Origin of the sequence: Pseudomonas sp. RIT-To-2 (assembly GCF_029623465.1) — a bacterium.
Classification (GTDB): Bacteria; Pseudomonadota; Gammaproteobacteria; order Pseudomonadales; family Pseudomonadaceae; genus Aquipseudomonas; species Aquipseudomonas silvicola.
Window position 1 is genome coordinate 223,745 of record NZ_JAPYKM010000002.1, and the last position, 19,486, is coordinate 243,230.

Here is a 19,486-nt window from a genome sequence, read left to right on the forward strand (position 1 = left end):
CTACTACTGCCTTTGAAACCTGAAACCTAGAAGTTGCCTTGAACCCAACGTTTGAAGCGTTCCAGCACAGGTGCCTTGGGTTCATCGCCATAGCTGCTGCTGTTGTTTCCGAGGCCGGTCAGGGTGGTGCCATCGTTCTGCTTTTGCAGCCCGTACATCAGCAAGCCCACGCCGGTGGAATAAATAGGGTTGCGAACCACGTCGGCCAGCCCGCGTACCGAATGCGGCACGCCCAGGCGTACCGGCATGTGGAAAATCTCTTCGGCCAGTTCCACCGCGCCTTCCATCTTCGAGGTACCGCCGGTCAGCACGATGCCACCGGGGATCAGGTCCTCGTAGCCGCTGCGGCGCAGTTCGGCCTGGATCAGGGTGAACAGCTCGTCGTAGCGCGGCTCGACCACTTCGGCCAGGGCCTGGCGCGACAGCTCGCGCGGTGGGCGATCACCCACGCTCGGGACCTTGATGGTCTCACCGGCACCGGCCAGCTTGGCCAGGGCGCAGGCGTAGCGGATCTTGATCTCTTCGGCGTACTGGGTCGGGGTACGCAGCGCCATGGCGATGTCGTTGGTGACCTGGTCGCCAGCGATCGGGATCACCGCAGTGTGGCGGATGGCGCCTTCGGTGAAGATGGCGATGTCAGTGGTACCGCCACCGATGTCCACCAGGCACACGCCCAGCTCTTTCTCGTCGTCAGTCAGCACCGAGTAGGCCGAGGCCAGTTGCTCGAGGATGATGTCGTCGATCTCCAGGCCGCAGCGGCGCACGCATTTTTCGATGTTCTGCGCAGCATTGACCGCACAGGTGACCACATGGACCTTGGCTTCCAGGCGCACGCCCGACATGCCCAGCGGCTCGCGCACGCCCTCCTGGTTGTCGATGGAGTAGTCCTGCGGCAGGGTGTGCAAGACCCGCTGGTCAGCCGGAATGGCCACGGCCTGCGCGGCGTCCAGCACGCGCTCCAGGTCAGCGCTGCTGACCTCGCGGTCGCGGATGGCGACGATGCCATGGGAGTTGAGGCTGCGGATGTGGTTGCCAGCAATGCCGACGAACGCCGAGTGGATACGGCACCCAGCCATCAGCTGCGCCTCTTCCACCGCGCGCTGGATCGACTGCACGGTCGACTCGATGTTCACCACCACGCCCTTCTTCAGGCCACGCGAGGGGTGGGTACCGATCCCGACGATATCCAGCGAACCGTCATCCGCGACTTCGCACACCAGCGCCACCACCTTGGAGGTACCGATGTCCAGACCGACGATCATTTTCCCGCTTTGCACGTTTGCCATGGTCCTGCCTCTTCTTAATTCTTCGCGACAGCCGCTTGGGCCGCCGGCTGCGCATTCGGTTCCCGCCAGCCCACGGCAAGGCCGTTGGCATAGCGCAGGTCGATGCGCGCAATATTCGTGATCTGGTCTTTCAGTGTTTTGTCGTAAATGGCAATGAAGCGGCGCATTTTCTCGACGAGGTGGTCACGCCCCAGCAACAGCTCGATACCGGGGCCTGCGCTTCCTGCGCCGGTGGTGAGGAACCAGCTGCCACGTTCGCGCAATTCCAGCCGGGCAATGGAGAAGCCCAGCGGACGCAGCATCTGGCTCAGCACCTGGTACTGCTGCATGACCTGCTGCTGCGCACGCTGCGGCCCGAACAACTGCGGCAGGTGCTCATAGTTGGCCAGCTCGCGGGGCGCGAACGCCTCGCCCTGGTTGTTGAGCAACGCCGAGTCCCCCCAACGGGCCACGGGCAGTTGCTCTTCCAGCCGGATCACCACCTGGTCGGGCCATACGCGGCGAACTTCAGCGTGGGCGATCCACGGCATCTGCTCAAGCTCGGTGCGCATGCTGGTCAGGTCGATGGTGAAGAAAGTCGACGCCACGTACGGGGCGATACGCTGCTGCACCGCCTGCTGGCTGATGTAGCTCAGGTCGCCCTGCACGTTGATCTTGGTGATCGGCCGATCGGCATAGGGCATCAGGTAGATGGAGCCCTCGTAAGTGCCGACGCCCAGTACCACCAGCAGCACGGGCCAGAACAGCTTCTTGAGAAAGCTGAAATTGGCCTTGCGCACCCGCGCCCCCATGGGCTCCTGCGCCACCATGCGACTGGCGCCACGGGGCACCGGCTTGTTGCGGCCGGGTACGGGTTGCTGATGACGAAGCGTCGCGCCGTTCATGGGTTTACCCTCGAGCCTCTACGCTGTCGGCCAGGATCGCCAGCACCAGTTGCTGGAAATCGATGCCGGCGGCGCGTGCCGCCATGGGGACCAGGCTGTGGTCGGTCATGCCTGGGGCCGTGTTGACTTCAAGCAGCCAGAAACGCCCCTGCTCGTCCTGCATGACATCGGCGCGGGCCCAGCCTTCGATGCCGATGGCGTCACAGGCACGGGCCGTGAGGTCGATCAGCTCTTGTTCGCGGGTAGCGTCGAGGCCGCACGGGATTCGATACTGGGTATCGTTGGCCACGTATTTGGCGTCGTAGTCGTAGAACGAATGGGTGGTGCCCAGGGCAATCGGTGGCAGGACCTGACCGCGCAGGGTCGCGATGGTGAATTCAGGACCCTGAATCCATTGCTCCACCAGAACTTGCGAATCGTAGGTGCTGGCCGCTTTCCATGCGCCGATCAATTCCTCGACGCTGGTCACTTTGGCCATACCGATACTTGAACCTTCATGGGCCGGTTTGACGATCAAAGGGAAGCCCAGTTCCGCGCCCGCGGAAATACAATCGGTTTCGCTCGCCAATACCGCGTGCGACGGCGTCGGCAGGCCCAGACTCTGCCACACCTGCTTGGTGCGCAACTTGTCCATGGCCAGGGCCGACGCCAGGATGCCACTGCCGGTGTACGGGATGTCCAGGCATTCCAGCAGGCCTTGCATGCTGCCGTCCTCTCCGCCACGGCCGTGGAGGATGATGAAGGCGCGGTCGATCTTCTCGCTTTGCAGGCGCGCCAGCAGGTCATCGCCCACGTCCAGGCCGAACGCGTCCACGCCCGCGCCTTGCAGGGCTTCCAACACGGCGGCGCCGGACTTCAGCGAAACCTCCCGCTCGGCGCTCTTGCCGCCGTAAAGCACGGCCACGCGCCCGAAGTCCTTCGGGGCAATGGTCGATAGCAGGGAGGATGAGGTGCAGACTGTCATTTCGATTTCCCCTCGCCGGCTTGGTCAGCGGCGAACAACGGACTTTTCAGTAATTGCGGGGCGAGCCCGCCGATATCGCCGGCACCCTGGCACAGCAGGATGTCGCCGGCACGCAGCAACGGTTTGACCAGCGGAGCCAATTCGACACCGCGCTCGATGTAGATCGGGTCCAGCTGGCCGCGCTGGCGGATGCTGTGGCACAACTGGCGGCTGTCGGCGCCCGGAATCGGCTCTTCGCCGGCCGGGTACACTTCCATCAGCAGCAGCACGTTGGCGTCGGCCAGTACCTGGACGAAGTCGTCGTACAGGTCGCGGGTACGGCTGTAGCGGTGCGGCTGGTAGACCATCACCAGGCGGCGCTCCGGCCAGCCACCGCGCACGGCGCTGATGACCGCCGCCACTTCGCGGGGGTGGTGGCCGTAGTCGTCGACCAGCATCACGCTGCCGCCGTCCACCGGCAGTTCGCCGTACACCTGGAAGCGCCGGCCAACACCCTGGAAGCCCGACAGGCCCTGGACGATGGCTTCGTCACTGACGCCTTCATCCGTGGCGATGGCGATGGTGGCCAGCGCGTTGAGCACGTTGTGGTTGCCAGGCATGTTCACCGACACGTTCAGCGGCTCGCGGTCGCGGCGCAGCACGGTGAAGTAGGTCAGCATGCCGTCCTGGCGGATGTTGATGGCGCGCACATCGGCTTCTTCGCTGACGCCGTAGGTCAGGGTCGGGCGGGCGATCTGCGGCAGAATCTCACGCACCACCGGGTCGTCCAGGCACACCACGGCCAGACCGTAGAACGGCAGGTTGTGGAGGAAGTCGACGAAGGTTTTCTTCAGCTTGTTGAAGTCGCCACCGTAGGTAGCCATGTGGTCGGCGTCGATGTTGGTGACCACGGCCACCAGCGGCTGCAGGTGCAGGAAGCTGGCATCGCTTTCGTCGGCTTCGGCGATCAGGTAGCGGCTGGTGCCCAACTGCGCGTTGGTACCGGCGGCGTTCAGGCGGCCACCGATGACGAAGGTCGGGTCCAGGCCACCGGCGGCGAACACCGAGGCGATCAGGCTGGTGGTGGTGGTCTTGCCATGGGTGCCGGCCACGGCGATGCCATGGCGGTAGCGCATCAGCTCGGCGAGCATCTCGGCGCGGGGCACCACGGGAATACGGCGCTCAAGGGCAGTGGCCACTTCCGGGTTGGACGGGTTCACGGCGCTCGACACCACCAGCACGTCAGCGTTGGCGGCGTTCTCGGCGCGGTGGCCGATGAAGATGTGCGCACCGAAAGACTCCAGGCGCTCGGTGACCGGCGACGCTTTCAGGTCGGAGCCCGACACCTGGTAACCCAGGTTCAGCAGCACTTCAGCGATGCCGCACATGCCCACGCCGCCGATACCGACGAAGTGGATGCGACGGATGCGGCGCATTTCCGGCTGCGGCATGGCTTTCTGGTTCTCAACCATGGGCCACCTCCAGGCAGACATCGACAACGGTACGGGTTGCATCGGGCTTGGCCAGGCGGCGTGCGGTACTCGCCATGGTGTTGAGTTTTTCCGGTTGCATCAAAACCTCGTTCAGGCGCTCAGCCAGCTCGGCTGCGCCGGTTGTCGCTTGTGGCATCAGGAAGGCAGCGCCTTCGCGGGCCAGATATTCGGCATTGCGGGTCTGGTGGTCGTCGATGGCATGTGGCAAGGGCACCAGCACCGACGCCAGGCCGGCGGCGGCCAGCTCGCTGACGGTCAGTGCGCCAGCGCGGCAGACCACCATGTCGGCCCAGCCATAGGCCTGGGCCATGTCCTTGATGAAGGGCGCCACCTGCGCCTCGATGCCGGCCTCGCGATAACGCTGGGCGGTCACTTCATCGTGCTGCTTGCCGGACTGGTGGAACACTTCGGGGCGAATGGCCTCGGGCACCAGTGCCAGGGCGGCAGGGATCAACTTGTTCAGGGGTTCCGAACCCAGGCTGCCACCGGTGATCAACAGCCGCGGCTTGCGCCCGGCCAGGGCCTGGCGCGGGGTTTCCAGGAACAGTTCGGTGCGCACCGGGTTACCGGTGGTGCGGCGCTTGGCGGACGCTGCGAAGGTGTTGGGAAAAGCCTCGCAGATACGGGCCGCCAGGGGGGCCAGCAGGCGATTGGCGGTACCGGCCACGGCGTTCTGTTCGTGGACGATCACCGGCACGCCGCTCAGGCGCGCGGCCAGGCCACCAGGGCCTGTCACGTAGCCGCCGAAGCCGACCACGCATACCGGCTTGAGCTGGCGCATCACCTTGCGCGCCTGCAGCAGCGCGCGCACCAGCACGAACGGGGCCTTGAGCAGCGACAGCTTGCTCTTGCCACGCAGGCCCGCGACATTGATCAGGTGCAGCGGCAAGCCCGCCTGCGGTACCAGTTCGTTTTCGATGCCGCGCGGGGTGCCCAGCCAATGCACGGTATAGCCGCGGGCCTGGAATTCCCGGGCGCACGACAGCGCGGGAAACACGTGCCCGCCAGTGCCGCCGGCCATGATCAATACGTTACCGGCCACGGGCAGGCTCCTCGGCGAAGTCGCTCTCGTTGAACTCGGTTTCTTCACTGCCCAGGTGCGTGCGGCTCTCCCATTCGATACGCAACAACAGCCCCAGGCAGGCACAGCAGATCACCAACGAGCTGCCCCCGTAGCTGAGGAACGGCAGCGTCAGGCCCTTGGTCGGCAGCAGGCCGACGTTCACGCCGATGTTGATCAGGAACTGGCCGATCCACAAGAACGACAGGCCATAGGCCATGTAGGCGGCGAAATACTGCTTGGAACGCTCGGCCCAGACGCCGATGTACATGCCACGGATACACACGAACACGAACAGCGCCACGGTGCACAGCGAGCCGACCACCCCCAGTTCTTCGGCCAGTACCGAGAACACGAAGTCGGTGTGTGCTTCGGGCAGGTAGAACTGCTTCTGCACGCTGTTGCCCAGGCCGGCGCCCAGCCAGCCGCCACGCCCGAAGGCAATCAGTGCCTGGGTCAGCTGGTAGCCGGAACCGAACTGGTCGGCCCACGGGTCGGTGAAGGTGGTCAGACGCGCCATCCGGTACGGCTGCGCCTGCACCAGGATGAATACCGCGGCCACGGCCAGCACCACCATCAGGGCGAAACGGAACAGCCCGACCCCACCGAGGAACAGCATGGCCGCCGCAGCGCCCATCATCACCACGGTGGCACCGAAGTCAGGTTCCATCAGCAACAGCACGGCCATGGGCAGCAGCACGATGAAAGGCTTGAAGAAGCCCATCCAGGTTTCGCGCACTTCCTTCTGTTGCCGGATCAGGTACCCCGACAGGAAGATCACCACGAACACCTTGGCCACTTCAGAAGGCTGCACGTTGAACGCGCTGAAGCCGATCCAGCGCATGGAGCCGTTCACCTCGCGGCCGATGCCAGGCACCAGCACCAGCACCAGCAGGCCGAAGGCGCCCAACAGCATCAACCAGCCCAGGCGCTGCCAGGTGGCGATGGGAATCATCATGGTCACGCCGCAGGCACCCAGGCCAAGCACCAGGTACACCAGGTGACGGATCATCATGTACAGCGGGTTGCCCGATTGCACCGCGGCCACTTCAGAGGAGGCCGAGGTGATCATCACCAGGCCCAGGCCCAGCAGCGCCAGGCAGCCGGCCAGCATCGGGAAGTCGACATCGATGCCACGGCCGGTAATCAGCGGCGACGGGTATGGCTTGATCACGCCAAAAATCATGACAAGCCCTCCACGGCCTGGGCGAACAGGCGCCCACGCTCTTCATAGTTCTTGAACATGTCCAGGCTCGCGCAGGCTGGCGACAGCAGCACGGCATCGCCGGGCTGGGCCAGGGCAGCGCATTGTTCGACGGCTTCGTCCAGGGTCGTCACCCGCACCAGCGGCACACGGTCGCCCAGGGCGGCGGCGATCAGTTCAGCGTCGCGGCCCAGCAGCACCACGGCGCGGCAATGGGCAGCCACCGGTGCCTGGAGGCCGGAGAAATCGGCACCCTTGCCATCACCACCGGCCACCAGCACCAGCTTGCCATCGATGTCGGCACCCAGGCCTTCGATGGCCGCCACGGCAGCACCGACGTTGGTGGCCTTGGAGTCGTCGTAGTAGCTGACGCCGTCACGCTCGCGCAGCCATTGGCAACGATGGGCCAGCCCGGCGAAGGTACGCAGGGTAGCCAGCATCGGCTCGAACGGCAGGCCTACGGCGTGGCCCAGGGCCAGGGCAGCCAGGGCGTTGGCCTGGTTGTGCGAACCGCGGATCTTCAGCTCGCTGACCGGCATCAGGTTCTGGAATTCGAACGCCAGGTACGTCTGGCCGTTCTCTTCGCGCAGGCCAAAGGCCTTGAAGTCGGGTTTGTTCAGGCCGAAGGTCCAGCACGGCAGCCCCTCGCCCATCAGGGGGCGGGTCAGGGCGTCCTGGCGGTTGTAGACCACCTGGCGCGCACCACGGAAGATCCGGTGCTTGGCCAGGTGGTACGCCGGCAGGCCGCTATAGCGGTCCATGTGGTCTTCGCTGATGTTCAGCACGGTGGCGACTTCGGCATTGAGCTGGTCGGTGGTTTCCAGCTGGAAGCTCGACAGTTCCAGCACGTACAGTTCGACGTCGTCGGCCAGCAGGTCCAGGGCCGGAGTGCCGAGGTTGCCGCCCACGGCCACGCGCTTGCCGGCGGCAGCGGCCATGTCACCCACCAGGGTAGTCACGGTGCTCTTGGCATTGGAGCCGCTGATGGCGACGATAGGCGCTTGCGCGTTACGCGCGAACAGCTCGATGTCACCCGACAGCTTCACGCCACGGGCGGCCGCCTGCTGCAGCGCCGGCGTGGCCAGCGCCAGGCCGGGGCTGACCAGCAGCTCGCTGGCGCGGCACAGGAACTCCACGTCCAGCTCGCCGCAACGTACTTCCACCTGCGGGTAGTCACGGCGCAGCGTCGCCAGCTCCGGCGGATTCGCGCGCGTGTCGGCCACGGCAAAGGCAACGCCCCGGCGCGCCAGGAAGCGCACCAGGGACATGCCGCTCTTGCCGAGGCCGACAACGATGCGGAATTGGTCAGAAGCGATCAGAGACACTCGTTTCTACCTCAGTTTCAGGGTGGCAAGGCCGAACAGCACCAGGATCACGGTGATGATCCAGAAACGGACGATCACGCGCGGCTCGGGCCAGCCCTTGAGTTCAAAGTGGTGGTGGATGGGCGCCATGCGGAACACGCGGCGACCGGTCAGTTTGAAAGAAGCCACCTGAATGACCACTGAAAGGGTTTCCATCACGAACACGCCACCCATGATGAACAACACGATTTCCTGGCGCACGATGACCGCGATGGTGCCCAGGGCCGCGCCCAGCGCCAGTGCGCCGACGTCACCCATGAACACTTGCGCCGGATAGGTGTTGAACCACAGAAAGCCCAGGCCGGCGCCGATCAGCGCGCCACAGAACACGATCAGCTCGCCAGCGCCTGGCACGTACGGGATCAGCAGGTAGTCGGCGAACTTCACGTTACCCGACAGGTAGCAGAAGATGCCCAGGGCGCCGCCCACCATCACGGTCGGCATGATGGCCAGGCCGTCCAGGCCGTCGGTCAGGTTGACCGCGTTGCTGGAGCCGACGATGACGAAATAGGTCAGCACCACGAAGCCCACGCCCAGATAGATGCTGGCGTCCTTGAACATCGGGATGATCAGGGTGGTTTCCACGGCGCTTGGCGCGGTGGCGTACAGGAAGATCGCAGCGCCCAGGCCGAACACCGACTGCCAGAAATACTTCCAGCGGCTTGGCAGCCCACGCGAGTTCTTCTCGATCACCTTGCGGTAGTCGTCCACCCAGCCGATGCCGCCGAACAGCAGGGTCACCAGCAGTACGGTCCACACGTAGCGGTTGGTCAGGTCGGCCCACAGCAGGGTGCTGACGCCGATGGCCGACAGGATCAAGGCGCCGCCCATGGTTGGGGTGCCGGATTTTTTCAGGTGCGATTCAGGGCCGTCATTGCGCACAGCCTGGCCAATCTGGCGAATCTGCAAGGTACGGATCATCCAGGGGCCCAGCCACAGGGCCAGCGACAGCGCGGTCAGCACACCCAGGATCCCGCGCAGGGTCAGGTACTGGAAGACCGCGAAGCCTTTGTAGAACTGTTGCAGATACTCCGCCAGCAGCAGCAGCATTAATGTTTCTCCCCGCTGGAACCGCACAAGGCCGCCACGACGTTTTCCATCGCAGCGCTGCGCGAACCCTTGATCAAAATAGTGATGTTTTTGCCCTGTTCGGCGCCAAGCGCTGCGATCAGGTCAGACTGAGTGGCGAAATGCCGAGCGTTGGCGCCGAACGCGTTTACCGCGTGCAGCATGTTCGGGCCCACGGCATACAGGGCGTCGACCTTGCCCCGGGCGTACTCGCCCACCTGCCGGTGCCCTTCTTCTGCCCACTGCCCCAATTCGCCGATGTCTCCGAGCACCAGGACGGTGCGGCCGGAAAAGCCGGCGAGTATATCAACGGCAGCGCACATTGAGGTGGGGTTTGCGTTGTATGTATCGTCAATTACGCGCAAGCCGGCGGCAGTGACCTGGGCCACGGTACGGCCCTTGACCGGTTGCACGCTTTCCAGGCCGTTGACGATGTCGCCGATGGCCAGGCCGAACACGTGGGCCGCGGCGGCGGCGGCCAGAGCATTCTGCACGTTGTGGGTGCCCAGCAGGTTGAGCTGGACCCGCGCGGTACCTTGCAGGCCATGCAGGTTGAAGGCCGGGCAACCGCGCTCGTCGGCGCTGATGTCGCTGGCGTGGAAGTCGGCCGCGGTGTTGGTCAGGGCAAAACTGAGCACCCGACGCTGGCCGGCGCGGGCGTGCCAGATACCAAACGCCTTGTCATCCAGGTTCAGGACAGCGGTGCCATCGGCGGCCAGGCCGTCGATGATCTCGCCCTTGGCCTGGACGATCTTGTCCGGGCCACCGAATTCGCCCACGTGAGCAGTGCCCGCGTTGTTGAGAATGGCCACGTGCGGCCGGGTCAGCCCCACGGTGTAGGCAATTTCGCCCAGGCGCGAGGCGCCCAGCTCGATGACCGCCGCGGTGTGCTGCGGTGCCAGTTCAAGCAGGGTCAGCGGCGCGCCCAGGTCGTTGTTGAGGTTGCCACGGGTGGCCAGCACTTCACCTTGGGTGCGCAGGATTCCGGCCAGCAGTTCCTTGACCGTGGTCTTGCCGCTGGAGCCAGTCACCGCAGCCACCGGGCGGCTGAACCGCGAGCGGTTCAGCGCAGCCAGTTGGCCAAGGGCAACGCGGCAATCGGCGACCACCAGTTGCGGCAGGTCGGTGCCCGCCACTTCACGTTCCACCAGGGCCGCGACGGCGCCCTTGGCGGCCACGTCAGCCAGGTAGTCGTGGCCGTCGAAACGCGGGCCGGTGAGCGCCACGAACAACTGGCCGGGCACAATGGCACGGCTGTCGATGCTGACACCGGTGAATGCCACATCCTGGCCATGCAAACGCGCAGCCAATGGCTTGAGCAGTTCCGCCAGGGACATGGGCTTAAGCATGGTCCACCTCCCAGGTGGCCAGGGCACGGGCAGCCTCTTCCAGGTCGGAGAATGCCAGGCGCTGGCCGTTGATTTCCTGATAGTCCTCATGGCCCTTGCCCGCTAGCAGCACCACGTCGTCGGCCTTGGCCTGGGCGATGAGCTGAGCGATGGCGGGGCCACGGCCGGACACGAATTCGACCCGGGCAGCAGCACTGAAACCGGGGCGAATCTCACTGAATATCTGCAACGGATCTTCGCTGCGCGGGTTGTCGTCGGTGACCAGCACACGGTCAGCCAGGCGCTCGGCCACTTCGGCCATCAGGGGGCGCTTGCCGCGGTCGCGGTCACCGCCACAGCCGAACAGGCACAGCAACTCGCCCTTGGCGTGCGGGCGCAGGGCTTGCAATACCTTGTCCAGGGCATCCGGGGTGTGGGCGTAATCGACCACTACCAGCGGCTGCTTGCCGCCACCCAGGCGCTGCATGCGGCCCAGCGGGCCTTCCAGCTGCGGCATGGCCTTGAGAATGTCGTCCAGCGGGTAGTCCAGCGCCAGCAAGGTACCCACCGCCGCCAGCACGTTGCTGAGGTTGAAACGCCCCAACAGGCGGCTGCGCAACAGATGCTCGCCCTGGGCGGTGACCAGGGTGGCGCGCACGCCGTGGTCGTCGAACTCGGCTTCACGGCAATACAGGGTCGCGGACGGGTCCAGCAGGCTGTAAGTGATCAGCCGGGATTCATGTTCTTCTTCAGCCAGGGTGCTGCCGAAAGCATCGTCCAGGTTCAGCACCCGGCAACGCAGGCCGGCCCAGCCGAACAGCTTGGCCTTGGCCGCGGCATAGGCCTGCATGCTGCCGTGGTAGTCCAGGTGGTCACGGCTGAGGTTGGTCAGCACTGCCACGTCGAAGGCCAGTGCGGTGACGCGCCCCTGGTCCAGGGCGTGGGAAGACACTTCCATGGCCACGGCCTTGGCGCCGGCCTTTTTCAGGTCGAGCAGGGTCGATTGCAGCGCGATCGGGTCCGGCGTGGTCAGGCGCCCGCTTTGCAGCGCTTCGTGGAAGCCGGTGCCCAGGGTACCGATCAGGCCGCAACGCTGGCCCAGCAGGTCAAGCGCCTGGGCCACCAGCTGGGTAACGCTGGTCTTGCCATTGGTACCGGTGACGCCGACCAGGTTCAGCAGGCGGCTTGGGTCACCATAAAAGCGCCCGGCGATGTCGGACAGCTGGCGCACCAGGCCCTTGACCGGAATCAGCGGTACGTCGGTGATGGGCAGCACGGTAGCGCCCTCCACTTCGTAGGCGACCGCCGCGGCGCCGCGCCCCAAGGCGTCGGCGATGTGCGCACGGCCATCGACCTTGGCCCCTGGCACGGCCAGGAACAGGTCGCCGGGGCGCACGTTGCGGCTGTCCAGGGCCAGTTCGCGGATCAACGGATCGCGGCCGGCCTGGGCGAAGATCTTGCTCAGTGGCATGCTCATCAGCCACGCCCTCCCTTGCTGGCCGCAGGCTGGGCCTGGGCTTGCTGCTGAGGCGTACTCGGCAGGTTGTCAGGGGTCACGTTCATCAGGCGCAGCGTGCCGGACATCACCTTGCTGAACACTGGCGCCGATACCAGGCCACCGAAGTAACCGGCCTTGCTCGGCTCGTCGATGACCACGACGATGGCGTAGCGCGGGTCGCTCAGCGGGCCGAACCCGGCGAACAGCGACCGGTAGGCGTTCTCGGTATAGCCACGCGAACCGATGGTGGCCTTGCGGGCGGTACCCGACTTGCCGGCCACGTGGTAACCCGGTACACGCGCACGGTATACGCCGCGGCTATCCTCGATCACCTGCTGGAGCATGCCTTGCAGGGTCTTGGCGATCTGCTCGGGCATGACCCGTGTTGCCGGCGGCTTCTGGTCAGTCTTGAGAATGGTCAGCGGCACGATCTCGCCATTGTTGGCGATGGCCGAATAGGCGTGCACCAGCTGCAATGCCGTCACGGACAGGCCGTACCCGTAGGACAGGGTCGCGGTCTCGGCTTTTTTCCAGTCGCGGTGGTTGGGCAGGTTGCCCACGCGCTCGCCCGGGAAGCCCAGACCGGTGTACTGCCCAAGGCCCACGGCCGACATGGCGCGGAAGATGTTCTCGCCACCCACGTCGAAGGCCACCTTGCTCATGCCCACGTTACTGGAGTTGATCAGGATGCCGGTCAGGTCGAGGATCGGGCCCTCGGTCTTGGTCACGTCCTTGATGGTGTAGCGGCCGATCTGCAAGGTACCCGGGTACACCTCGACCTTGTCGGTGGGCTTCCAGCGCCCGGTTTCCAGGGCCGCGCTCATGGAGATCGGCTTCATGGTCGAGCCGGGCTCGAACACGTCGGTGATCGCCCGGTTGCGCATGGAAGCGGGGAACATGGTCTTGCGGTTGTTGGGGTTGTAGGTCGGCTGGTTGACCATGGCCAGCACTTCGCCGGTTTTCACGTCCATGATCACCAGGCTGCCGGCCTTGGCTTCGTTCTCGACGATGGCGTTGCGCAGTTCTCGCGAGGCCAGGTACTGCAGGCGCAGGTCGATGGAAAGCGTCAGGGTCTTGCCCGCCTTCGCGTTCTTGGTGACCTGCACGTCCTTGATCAGACGGCCACGGCGGTCCTTGATGACCTGCCGCTTGCCGGGCACGCCCGCCAGCCAGTCTTCATAGGCCAGCTCCACACCTTCGCGGCCATGGTCATCCAGGTCGGTGAAGCCGACCATGTGCGCGGTGACATCACCGGCCGGGTAGAAACGACGAAATTCCTCGATGCCGTAGACACCAGGAACCTTGAGGTCGAGCACGGTCTGCCCCTGCTCTGGGGTCAGGCCCCGCACCAGGTAGATGAACTCCTTGGTGGCCTGGGCTTCCAGGCGCGCCGCAAGCTCGCGCGGGTCCTGGCCGAGAGCGGCGGCCAGCGCGGGCCACTTGCTCTTGTCCAGTTGCATTTCCTTGGGGTTGGCCCACAAGGTAGTGACCGGGGTGCTCACGGCCAGGGGTTCGCCGTTGCGGTCTGTGACCAGGCCACGGTGTGCAGGAATAGGAATATGGCGCACGCTGCGGGCGTCGCCCTGCCCTTTGAGGAAGTCATGGTCGATGACCTGCAGGTCGACGATACGCCAGACGATCGCGCCCACCATGATACCCAGCAACGACACGAGTACCCGGAACCGCCACGGGTACAGGGCACCATCAAGCTTCATCATGGCGCCACCATCTTGATTTCGGCGGCATCGGGAATGCGCATTTTCAATTGGCCGCTGGCCAGCGCCTCGATCCGGCTGTGGGCCGTCCAGGTGCTCTGTTCCAGAATCAGGCGCCCCCACTCGGCCTGAGCCTTGTCGCGCTCACTCAGTTCGTTGTACAGGCTGTTGAGCAACTGACGGTTCAGGTGCGCGCTGTAAGACACGGCGATGGCCGACACCAGCACGCCGATGAACAGCAGAAGCATCAGGAAGCTTCCGCCTGGCAAGGGCTTTGCAAAGAGCTTGCTCACCGCAGCTTCTCCGCCACGCGCATGACCGCGCTGCGCGAGCGCGGGTTGGCCTTCAATTCAGCCTCGGAGGCGAACTGGGCCTTGCCGTGAACCTTGATCTTCGGCTCGAAAGCCTGGAAGCGCACCGGCAGGTTGCGCGGCAGGTTGTCAGCCTCGCCCTTGGCCAGTTTGCGCATGAACAGTTTGACGATACGGTCTTCCAGCGAGTGGAAGCTGATCACCACCAGGCGCCCACCGACTTCCAGCGACTCCAGCGCCGCTTCGAGGCCCGCCTCAAGGTCGGCCAGTTCGTTGTTGACGTGAATGCGCAGGCCCTGGAACGCGCGAGTAGCAGGGTTCTTGCCCTTTTCCCAGGCCGGGTTGGCGACCTTGAGCACTTCGGCCAGGTCGGCGGTGCGCTCGAACGGCTTGACCTCCCGGCGCGCTACCACGGCGTTGGCCATGCGCTTGGCGAACCGCTCTTCACCGTATTCCTTGAACACCCGGGCGATTTCCTCGGCGGGGGCATTGGCGATGAACTCGGCGGCACTGACACCACGGGTGGGGTCCATGCGCATGTCCAGCGGGCCGTCATTCATGAAGCTGAAGCCGCGCTCGGGGTCATCCAGCTGGGGCGACGAGACGCCCAGGTCCAGCAGCACGCCGTTGACCTTGCCCGCCAGGCCTTGGCTAGCAATTTCGCTACCCATTTCCGCAAAGCTGCGCTGCACAATGACAAAGCGGCCGTCTTCGGCCGCCAGCGCTTGCCCTGTGGCAATCGCTTGTGGGTCTTTGTCGAACCCCAGCAATCGGCCCTGCGGCCCCAGGTGCTGGAGGATCAGCCGGCTGTGACCACCCCGCCCGAAGGTACCGTCCACATAGCAGCCATCGCCCTGTATGGCGAGAGCCTCGACGGCTTCGTCAAGCAATACGGTGATGTGGTTAAAGCCGCTATCTATAGTCACAGAATCAAATCACGCAGTTCATCAGGCATGGCGCCCGGTTGTTGAATAGCTGCCAGGTCCGCTTCAGCAACAGCGTTCCAGGCATCCTCGTCCCACAATTGAAACTTGTTCAGCTGGCCGACCAGCATGGCTTTCTTGTCCAGCTTCGCGTACTCGCGCAAACGTGGCGGAACCAGAAAACGCCCACTGCCGTCGAGCTCCAGGTCAACCGCGTTGCCAATCAGCAACCTTTGCAGACGGCGGTTTTCTTCCCGGAGCGACGGCAGTGCGCGCAGCTTTGTTTCAATTAATTCCCATTCGTCCAGCGGGTACACACAAAGGCAGGGGTCAACGGCATCGATGGTCACGATCAGCTGGCCATTGGAGCGCGAAACCAGCTCGTCACGGTACCGGCTGGGCATGGCTAGCCGGCCTTTGGCATCGAGACTGATGGCATTTGCTCCGCGAAACACAGAGGCGCTTCCCCATTTTTTAGTTTTTTGTGCCTGAAAAACCCACTTTGTGCCACTTTCCGCCACTTGCGCACACTATAGGAATGCGCCCGTACCACCGTCAAGGCACGCTCGTAAGGAAAACCCTTACAGATCGGAGATTTAGGAGATAAAAGGAAGGCGAAAGGCTAATTCGAGGGAAGCGAAGGGGTATAAAGCCAAGTTAACTCAATGAGCTACGGGCCAAAGTTAAAGTGAATTATCAAGAGTAAGATTTTTTCGGTATTAGGAATCGGCTTCTGCTGTTGATTGAAGCCCAAGGGAGAAGGAGGTGGAGAGTCGATCTGTAAGCCGGGTTCTGTCGAGGACAGTCATTCCTCTACGATGGCCATCACTGGACACCTTTAGCAACCTACCCGGTTCCAACGCGGGCCGCGCCATATGGAACCCTATTTGGTCTTGCTCCGAGTGGGGTTTGCCTAGCCACGCACTGTTACCAGACGTGCGGTGCGCTCTTACCGCACCTTTTCACCCTTACCGGCACCGAAGTGCTTAGGCGGTTATTTTCTGTGGCACTTTCCGTAGGCTCGCGCCTCCCAGGTATTACCTGGCACTCCGCCCTATGGAGCCCGGACTTTCCTCCCCCCGCTTTTGCGGAACAAAAGCAGGCAGCGACTGTCCAATCGACTCTCCGCCGACAAGGTTACGGAATAGCGGGGGAAGCTGCAAGCATTAAGCGTGCGGCTCGCAGCGTGCTTCCTGGCTATCAGCTGCCTTTCTGCCGCTCCAATGCCACCTGATACAACACGTTCTTGCGCGCCCCGGTGATCTCCGCCGCCAGCGCCGCCGCTCGTTTGAGTGGCATCTCCTTGAGCAGCAGATCCAGCACGCGCATCACCTCGGCGCTGACCGCCTCATCACTGTCGGGCGCCGTCCAGCCCGCCACCAGCACCACGCACTCACCCCGCTGCTGGTTGCTGTCCGCCTCCACGAACGCACGTAATTCGGACAGTGGCAGGCCTTTCAATGTTTCAAAAGTTTTCGTCAGTTCACGCGCCAGCAATGCGGGGCGATCAGGCCCGAATACCGACTCCATGTCCTGCAGGCACTCCAGGATCCGGTGCGGCGCCTCATAGAAAATCAGCGTGCGCGGCTCTTCACGCACCTGTTCCAGGCGCGAACGGCGACCCACGGTCTTGGCTGGCAGGAAACCTTCGAAAATGAACCGGTCCGACGGCAGACCGGCCGCCGACAGCGCCGCGATCAACGCGCAAGGGCCGGGGACCGGCACCACCTGGATACCCGCGGCACGCACCTGACGAACCAGATGGTAACCGGGGTCGGAGATCAACGGCGTGCCGGCGTCGGAGATCAGCGCAACGCTCTCGCCCGCGCGCAGCTTGTCGAGAAACCGACCGCCCTCATCCCGCTCGTTGTGCTCATGGCACGCGGCAAGCGGCGTGTTGATGCCGAAATGCTGCAGCAGGCGGATGGAGTGACGAGTGTCTTCCGCGGCGATCAGCGCCACATCGCCTAGAATCTTCAAGGCGCGCGCGCTCATGTCATCCAGGTTACCAATGGGCGTGGCCACAACATAAAGCGTTCCCGTGGCGGAATTCGAAGCACCTGCAGCAGTCACAGCACACACCTGTCGTTGGCAAAAGCGGCATTGTAGCCTGCCATGCCAGCCGCCGGCCAAAAAAGCCACCCGGCAAAACCCTGAATGACCTTTGGTGCGGCTTTCCTGCCTGCGACATCGCACCGGGCGCCATGCTTGGGTACAATTGCCGGCCTAACCGATCGAGTATCAGGAAGATATACATGACAGCTTGCCTGCGGCTGCTTTCAGCCCTTTGCCTTGCCGTGTTGCTGGCGGCCTGCGCCAGCTCGCCCTCCAGCAACCTGGGCGAACTGCCACGCACCCCCGATGCCACCATCGAGCAACTGCTAGGCCAGGCCGCGTCGGCGAAGACACCTGCCGAGGCATCGCTGCTGCGCCTGAGCGCCGCCGACCTTGCATACCGCCAGCATGCCAATGACCGCGCAGCGCAGATCCTGGCCCAGGTGCAGGTCGAGCAGCTCAACGTCGGCCAGCAGATCATCGCCAGCACCCTGGCGGCCGAACTGGCCCTGGCCCGCAACCAGCCCAAGCAAGCGTTGAACGCACTCAACCACCCGAGCCTGCAACGCCTGGGTGAAGCGTCGGTGGAGCAGCAGGTACGCACCCACACCGTTCGCGCCCGCGCCCTGGAGGCCGATGGCCAGACCTTGCCCGCCGCCCAGGAGCGGGTGTTCATCGCCCCCCTGCTCAGCGGTGACGCGGCAGCGGCCAACAGCGACGCTATCTGGGCACTGGTCAGCAGCCTGCCCGCCGACCAACTGCAAACCACCGGCACCGACGACCTGGCTGGCTGGCAGAGCCTGGCCCAGGCCGTGAAAAGCGCCGGCACCCTGGACCAGCAGAAAGCCGCCATCAACGACTGGCGCAACACCCACGCCGGCCACCCAGCAGCCAAGCAACTGCCCGCGGCCCTGACCAAGCTGATGGAGCTGACCAGCCAGCCGCTGACCAAGATTGCCCTGCTGTTGCCGCAACAAGGGCAACTGGCGTCAGTGGGCAAAGCACTGCGTGACGGCTTCATGGCCGCCTACTACCAGGCCCAGCAGGCAGGCCAGAAGCCACCCGTGGTCGAGGTGTTCGACAGCTCGCGCGTGACCTCCATGGACGACTTCTACCGCCAGGCCCAGGCCGCTGGCGCACAAATGGTGGTGGGCCCGCTGGAGAAGCCGCTGGTCAAGCAACTGGCCGGCCGCCCGCAACTGCCGCTTACGACCCTGGCCCTGAACTACAGCGACACCGCCGCCGCCAACCCGCCGCAATTGTTCCAGTTCGGCCTGGCCGCCGAAGACGAAGCCCGCGAAGTGTCGCGCCGCGCCCGTGCCGATGGCCTGCACCGCGCCGTGGCCCTGGTGCCGCGCGGCGAGTGGGGCGACCGCGTGCTGGCAGCGTTCCGCCAGGACTTCGAGGCAAACGGCGGCAGCCTGCTGGGCTCCCAGCGGGTCGACCAGCCAGTCGCGCTGGCCCAGCAGATCGGCGACCTGATGCAGGCCCACCAAGGCGCCAACGGCTCCAACGGTTCGCGCCGCCAGGATGTGGACTTCATTTTCCTGGCTTCCACTCCCCAACTGGCCCAGCAGATCAAGCCGACGCTGAATTTCCAATACGCCGGTGACGTGCCGGTGTATGCGACGTCCAACGTGTACAGCGCCAGCGGCGACACCTCGCAATACAATGATATGAACGGCGTGCGCTTCTGTGAAACCCCATGGCTGCTGGACAACGCCAACCCGCTGCGCCAGCAGGTCGTGCGCCAGTGGCCCCAGGCCGGTGGCAGCCTGGGCCGGTTGTACGCCATGGGCGCCGACGCCTTCGGCCTGGCCCCACGCCTGGAACAACTCAAGGCGCTGCCAGACAACCGCATGCAGGGCCTGTCGGGCAACCTGAGCGTGAATGCCGGGCAACGCATCGAGCGCCAGCTGCCGTGGGCACAGTTCAACGGCGGCCAGGTTCAGCGCCTGCCGGACACCGCCCAGTAATGCCTGCCGCCTCACCGCGCCAGGCAGGCCTGGAGGCCGAAGCGCAAGCACTTGCCCACCTGCAGCAGCAGGGCCTGCAACTGCTTGCGCGCAACTGGCTGTGTAAAGGCGGCGAGCTTGATCTGGTCATGCTCGATGGCGATACAGTAGTATTCGTCGAAGTTCGTTACCGCCTGCACGCACAATGGGGCGGCGCGCTCGAAAGTATCGATGCGCGCAAGGTGGCCCGGGTAGTCAACGCTGCCCATCTGTATCTGCACAAGGAAGCGCGCTGGGCGAACCACCCCTGCCGCTTCGACGTGATCGCCCTGGAAGGCACTGCCAGCAAGGACATACGCCTGAATTGGCTACGCAATGCGTTCGAGAGTTGAACAATAC

The 19,486-nt window shown here is 64.5% G+C and carries 17 protein-coding genes and 1 other RNA gene; 2 read left to right on the forward strand and 16 right to left on the reverse strand.

The window, feature by feature from the left end; genetic code table 11:
- Positions 1-26: 26 nt before the first annotated feature.
- From ftsA to rsmI, 16 genes are all read right to left on the reverse strand, one after another.
- Positions 27-1,286: a cell division protein FtsA gene (ftsA, locus tag QBK88_RS02965; RefSeq protein ID WP_158155294.1), complete on the reverse strand. Its 1,260-nt coding sequence runs from the start codon at positions 1,284-1,286 to the stop codon at positions 27-29.
- 14 nt (positions 1,287-1,300) lie between these two features.
- On the reverse strand, positions 1,301-2,170 hold the full coding sequence (locus QBK88_RS02970; protein ID WP_268148528.1) for a cell division protein FtsQ/DivIB: 870 nt from the start codon (positions 2,168-2,170) through the stop codon (positions 1,301-1,303).
- Between the two features lie 4 nt (positions 2,171-2,174).
- Positions 2,175-3,134 carry a D-alanine--D-alanine ligase gene (locus QBK88_RS02975; RefSeq protein WP_277960853.1) on the reverse strand — a complete coding sequence of 320 codons (960 nt, stop codon included), beginning with the start codon at positions 3,132-3,134 and terminating at the stop codon, positions 2,175-2,177.
- A complete protein-coding gene (gene murC, locus QBK88_RS02980; protein WP_277960854.1) occupies positions 3,131-4,585 on the reverse strand; it encodes a UDP-N-acetylmuramate--L-alanine ligase in 1,455 nt (484 codons plus the stop codon). The genes QBK88_RS02975 and murC overlap by 4 nt, the downstream gene beginning before the upstream one ends.
- Complete coding sequence (gene murG, locus QBK88_RS02985; protein WP_277960855.1) at positions 4,578-5,648, reverse strand: undecaprenyldiphospho-muramoylpentapeptide beta-N-acetylglucosaminyltransferase; 1,071 nt, start codon at positions 5,646-5,648, stop codon at positions 4,578-4,580. The genes murC and murG overlap by 8 nt, the downstream gene beginning before the upstream one ends.
- A complete protein-coding gene (ftsW, locus tag QBK88_RS02990; RefSeq protein ID WP_445764884.1) occupies positions 5,638-6,852 on the reverse strand; it encodes a putative lipid II flippase FtsW in 1,215 nt (404 codons plus the stop codon). The genes murG and ftsW overlap by 11 nt, the downstream gene beginning before the upstream one ends.
- The gene (murD, locus tag QBK88_RS02995; protein ID WP_277960856.1) at positions 6,849-8,195 is read right to left on the reverse strand and encodes a UDP-N-acetylmuramoyl-L-alanine--D-glutamate ligase; all 1,347 of its coding nucleotides are present in this window, start codon (positions 8,193-8,195) and stop codon (positions 6,849-6,851) included. Before murD ends, ftsW begins: the two co-directional genes overlap by 4 nt.
- A gap of 6 nt (positions 8,196-8,201) precedes the next feature.
- Positions 8,202-9,284: a phospho-N-acetylmuramoyl-pentapeptide-transferase gene (mraY, locus tag QBK88_RS03000; protein ID WP_158155280.1), complete on the reverse strand. Its 1,083-nt coding sequence runs from the start codon at positions 9,282-9,284 to the stop codon at positions 8,202-8,204.
- A complete protein-coding gene (locus tag QBK88_RS03005) occupies positions 9,284-10,651 on the reverse strand; it encodes a UDP-N-acetylmuramoyl-tripeptide--D-alanyl-D-alanine ligase (RefSeq protein ID WP_277960857.1) in 1,368 nt (455 codons plus the stop codon). Before QBK88_RS03005 ends, mraY begins: the two co-directional genes overlap by 1 nt.
- The gene (locus QBK88_RS03010; protein WP_277960858.1) at positions 10,644-12,107 is read right to left on the reverse strand and encodes a UDP-N-acetylmuramoyl-L-alanyl-D-glutamate--2,6-diaminopimelate ligase; all 1,464 of its coding nucleotides are present in this window, start codon (positions 12,105-12,107) and stop codon (positions 10,644-10,646) included. The genes QBK88_RS03005 and QBK88_RS03010 overlap by 8 nt, the downstream gene beginning before the upstream one ends.
- Positions 12,107-13,843 carry a peptidoglycan D,D-transpeptidase FtsI family protein gene (locus QBK88_RS03015; protein ID WP_277960912.1) on the reverse strand — a complete coding sequence of 579 codons (1,737 nt, stop codon included), beginning with the start codon at positions 13,841-13,843 and terminating at the stop codon, positions 12,107-12,109. The genes QBK88_RS03010 and QBK88_RS03015 overlap by 1 nt, the downstream gene beginning before the upstream one ends.
- Positions 13,843-14,136: a cell division protein FtsL gene (ftsL, locus tag QBK88_RS03020; RefSeq protein WP_158155272.1), complete on the reverse strand. Its 294-nt coding sequence runs from the start codon at positions 14,134-14,136 to the stop codon at positions 13,843-13,845. The genes QBK88_RS03015 and ftsL overlap by 1 nt, the downstream gene beginning before the upstream one ends.
- Entirely contained in the window at positions 14,133-15,080 is a 948-nt protein-coding gene (rsmH, locus tag QBK88_RS03025) for a 16S rRNA (cytosine(1402)-N(4))-methyltransferase RsmH (protein WP_445764885.1), read from the reverse strand. Before rsmH ends, ftsL begins: the two co-directional genes overlap by 4 nt.
- Complete coding sequence (mraZ, locus tag QBK88_RS03030) at positions 15,077-15,532, reverse strand: division/cell wall cluster transcriptional repressor MraZ (RefSeq protein WP_158155324.1); 456 nt, start codon at positions 15,530-15,532, stop codon at positions 15,077-15,079. Before mraZ ends, rsmH begins: the two co-directional genes overlap by 4 nt.
- A 310-nt stretch (positions 15,533-15,842) precedes the next feature.
- An RNA gene (gene rnpB / locus QBK88_RS03035) (RNase P RNA component class A) lies at positions 15,843-16,202 on the reverse strand.
- A 75-nt stretch (positions 16,203-16,277) separates the two neighbouring features.
- Complete coding sequence (rsmI, locus tag QBK88_RS03040) at positions 16,278-17,150, reverse strand: 16S rRNA (cytidine(1402)-2'-O)-methyltransferase (RefSeq protein WP_277960859.1); 873 nt, start codon at positions 17,148-17,150, stop codon at positions 16,278-16,280.
- A 182-nt stretch (positions 17,151-17,332) separates the two neighbouring features.
- Here rsmI and QBK88_RS03045 point away from each other — a divergent pair, with 182 nt between their 5' ends.
- Entirely contained in the window at positions 17,333-19,108 is a 1,776-nt protein-coding gene (locus QBK88_RS03045; RefSeq protein ID WP_277960860.1) for a penicillin-binding protein activator, read from the forward strand.
- Complete coding sequence (locus QBK88_RS03050) at positions 19,108-19,479, forward strand: YraN family protein (protein WP_277960861.1); 372 nt, start codon at positions 19,108-19,110, stop codon at positions 19,477-19,479. Before QBK88_RS03045 ends, QBK88_RS03050 begins: the two co-directional genes overlap by 1 nt.
- Positions 19,480-19,486: the final 7 nt, after the last annotated feature.